Source organism: Candidatus Methylomirabilota bacterium, from assembly GCA_036002485.1.
Classification (GTDB): domain Bacteria; phylum Methylomirabilota; class Methylomirabilia; order Rokubacteriales; family CSP1-6; genus AR37.
Map to the genome: position 1 here is coordinate 1 of DASYTI010000142.1, position 3,715 is coordinate 3,715.

General features: G+C 67.4%; 4 protein-coding genes. All 4 read right to left on the bottom strand.

The features are described from left to right. Positions 1 to 720 (bottom strand): SDR family NAD(P)-dependent oxidoreductase (locus VGT00_14015; protein ID HEV8532531.1); only part of this gene is annotated, 720 nt, incomplete at its 3' end. A 56-nt stretch (positions 721 to 776) separates the two neighbouring features. After that, complete coding sequence (locus tag VGT00_14020; protein ID HEV8532532.1) at positions 777 to 1,571, bottom strand: LLM class flavin-dependent oxidoreductase; 795 nt, start codon at positions 1,569 to 1,571, stop codon at positions 777 to 779. Positions 1,572 to 2,055: 484 nt separating this feature from the next. Next, on the bottom strand, positions 2,056 to 2,862 hold the full coding sequence (locus VGT00_14025; GenBank protein ID HEV8532533.1) for an alpha/beta hydrolase: 807 nt from the start codon (positions 2,860 to 2,862) through the stop codon (positions 2,056 to 2,058). Between the two features lie 64 nt (positions 2,863 to 2,926). Further along, positions 2,927 to 3,715 (bottom strand): acyl-CoA dehydrogenase family protein (locus tag VGT00_14030; protein HEV8532534.1); only part of this gene is annotated, 789 nt, incomplete at its 5' end.

Sequence of the window (3,715 nt, forward strand, 5' to 3'; positions counted from 1 at the left end):
CGCGTCCTGGGAGGCGAGGAAGCAGATGACGCGCGCCTGGTCCCGCGCCACCGCCACGCGCCGGAGCGGCATCCGCGCGGTCTCCTGGGCCCGTTCCTCCTCGGTCCACTTGTCCCAGCGCGGCTGCAGGCGCTCGGTCAGCGTGAGGCTGGGCGCGATGGCGTTCACGTTGATGCCGAAGGGGCCAAGCTCGAGCGCGATCTTCTTCGTGAAGGCGATGATGCCGCCCTTGGCCGCCGCATAGGCGCTGCTGCTGCTCTCGCTGAGGCCCCGGCCCGCGATGGACGAGATGTTCACGATCTTGCCGCTCTGCTGGCGCTTCATGACCGGGGTCACCGCGTGACAGAAGAGAAAGGTGCCTTCCAGGTTGAACGCGATGAGGCGCTGCCACTCGACAAAGCTGAGCTCGTCCACCTTGGCGCCAGGCCGGGGAATGATGGTGCTGCCCCCCACGGCATTGACCAGAATGTCGATGCGCCCGAGCTCGCGGACCACGCTTTCGACCACGCCGCCGACCTGGTCGGGGTCGAGGGCATCGGCCTGGCGACCATGGGCGCGGCCGCCCGCGGACTTGAGCGCCTCCACCGTCGCATCGAGCCTGGTCTTGTCCGTGTCCACGGCGACGACGACGCCGCCCTCGGCGCCGATGATGTCGGCGGTGGCGCGGCCTATGCCGCTGGCCGCCGCGGTGATGAGCGCCACCCGGTCCTTGAATCGCATGATCTCTCCTCCTGGGTTTCCCTCTCGAGCCTGTGACGAGTGTGTCGCGGAGCGGCTCAGGCCATGGCCGGTGTCGGCGCCGTCGAGTGAGCGATGCTCACCGGCGCGTTGGCCTCGAAGGGGCTCAGGAGGCCGAGCTCCTTGCCGATCTCGCGCACGGCGGGCAGCACCTCGAGACCGAGCATGCGAATGCAGCTCTTCGAATCCTCGTTGCTGACGAAGCCGTCGCTGGCCCAGAAGCCCACGATGGACGGGCGCGTCTCCTCGAGGAGCCGGCGGAGCTTCGGAATGACGGTCTTGGGCGTGCCGGCGATGATCTGCTGATTGCGGATCTGATCCTCGAACGTGGCGGCCCGGGGATTGGCGCCGCGGCCCACCGCGAACTCAACGAAGGCCTTGCGGTACGAGGGCGAGAAATAGCCCGACGGCGTGGACCACACGGGATGGGCGAGGCCCGTGAACTCGCCCTGCATCCACATGAACTGCCGCGCGTTGGCCATGGCCTTCTCCTCGGTGTCGGCGACATGGCAGCGCTGGAGATAGCCGCGGTTCTCGGCCCCCGCCGTGTAGCCAGCCTCGGCGGCCACAGAGTCGTAGAGCTCCCAGATCTTCTTGGTCGCGTCGATGGCCGTGCTGAGCGCGATGTAGGGGTAGCGCTGGCGGGCCGACCAGATGATGGTCTCCTTGCTCAGCACGCCGGGAATCCAGATCCGGGGGTGCGGCTTCTGGAGGGGGAACGGCCCACGGGTTGACCACGCGGTGCTGGTAGTGCGTGCCCTCGAAGCGGAACGGCCCCGTCTGCGTCCACGCGCGCACGATGAGCTCGTGCGCCTCCTCGAAGCGCTCGCGATTGTAGGCGGGGTTGACGCCGGCCGCGAGCTGCTCCTGGCCGCCGCCGCGGACGAAGCCCGAGACGAGCCGCCCCTTGGAGATCATGTCGATCATGGAAAGCTCTTCGGCCAGACGCACGGGGTTGTCGGCCAGGGGGAGCGGATTGCCGAGGAGGACCAGCTTCACGCGCTTGGTCATGGCGGCCAGGATCGAGGCGAAGACATTGCACTTGGCCTGCATGCAGAACGGCGCATTGTGGTGCTCGTTGAGCATGATCCCGTCGAACCCGACTTCCTCGGCCAGCCGGTAGTGCTCGAGATATTCCTGGTAGAGCCGGCTGCCCTCCACGGGATCGAAGTACCGGTTCGAGAACATCAGCGCGGTGGCGCCGAACCTCTTGCCCTCCTCCACGGGATAGGCCGACATCGGCTGCTCGCTGAAGTACATGAGATGCATGGTCTTGGTCTCCCGGTCAGGAGCGGGCCACGCCGGGCCCGGTCCGGGTCACGGCTGAGCGGCGAACTCGGTCACGAGCTTGGCGAGCGCCTCGGGCTGCTCCATGTCGATGAAATGGCCCGCCCCTTCGATCACGGCGAGACGGCTCTGGGGCAGCGCGCGCGAATACGCCTCGCCGCATTCCAGCGGCACGATCCGGTCGCCCCGGCCCCACACGATGAGGGCGGGCGTCTGCACCCCGCCCAGGAGATGCGGCAGCGTCGGGTTGTACATGTACGGCTTCCACGCGATGCGGAAGGTCATTTCCCGGTTCAGGTCCCACTGTTCGAGGAGCGGGGTGGGCGGCTCGGCTCCGAAGACCTGGTCGAAGATCTCCTGGTTCTCGAAGCCGGCGCGCACGTAGTCGATGTAGCTGACGATGGCCTCGTCGAGGATCTCGCCCTGGACAGGCTTGATGCCCATGGCGCCCACGAGGACGAGGCGATGCAATGCACGCGGGGCCATGCTCGCCATCTCCGCGGCCATCCAGCCGCCGAAACCCAGCCCGACCACGGAGACCTTGGAGAGCTTCTGCGCGGCGATGAGGGCCTGATAGGTCACGGCGACGTCTCGGACGTTCCGCATCCAGGCCGGCCGCTCCGATCCGTCATAGCCCGGGTGCGAGGGCAGGTACACGCTGAAACGGCGCGCCAGAGCGTCGTAGAAGGGCAGGCGCTCCGGGCTCCCGATCTCGTGATGGAGCACGAGCATGGGGTCGCCCGCCCCGCCCTTGCGCAGGCGTAGGAGCGATCCCGCCACGCGGATCTCTTCGGTTGTCCACTTCACGTCGGTCGACGGTGTCGCGATGGCACTCACGATGCGTGCTCTCCCTGTATGTATTAGGCGAAGCTATCAGATTCTCGTCAAATCGCAAGACCGGTCAGTACGGCAAGCTCTCTCTGCCCATGAGCTCCCGGGCCACCACCATCTTCATCACTTCCGCGGCGCCGTCACCGATCTCGAGCCCGATGACATCGCGCATGCGCTGCTCGAAGGGCAGCTCGTCCGTGTAGCCGTAGTGGCCGTGAAAGAGCAGGCACTGATGAATGGTATCGACGGCCAGCCGCGGCGCCCACCACTTGGTCATGGCCGATTCCTTGGTGTGGCGCTGGCCATGATCGGCCAGCCAGAGGGCGCGGTAGCAGAGCCAGCGGCAGGCATCGACATGGGTGGCGGCCTCCGCGATGGGGAAGGACACACCCTCGAAGGTCGCGAGCGCGCGACCGAAGGCCATGCGCTCCTTCACATAGGCCATGGTCTCCTCCAGCGAGACCTGGGCGACCCCGAGACAGGCCAGGGCGATGCCGACGCGGTTGTAGTCGAAGCCCTGCATGACCTGGTAAAAGCCCGTGCCTTCCTCTCCGAGCCGGTGCGAGGGGGGGACGCGGACGCGATCGAAGGCGAGTACGGCTCGGCCGATGGCCCGTGTGCCCATGTCGCGCAGCGGGCTGCGCGAGACACCGGGCAGATCGAGCGGCACCAGGAACGCCGTGACGCCTCGGGCGCGGCCCTCGGGATCGGTGCGGGCAAAGACGATGGCGGCCTGCGCGATCATTCCAAGGCTGATGCCGGACTTCTCTCCGCTGATGACATAGCCGTCACCATCGCGCTCGGCCCGGCAGGTCAGATTGGCCGCATCCGAGCCCACGCCGGGCTCGGTCAGGGCCAG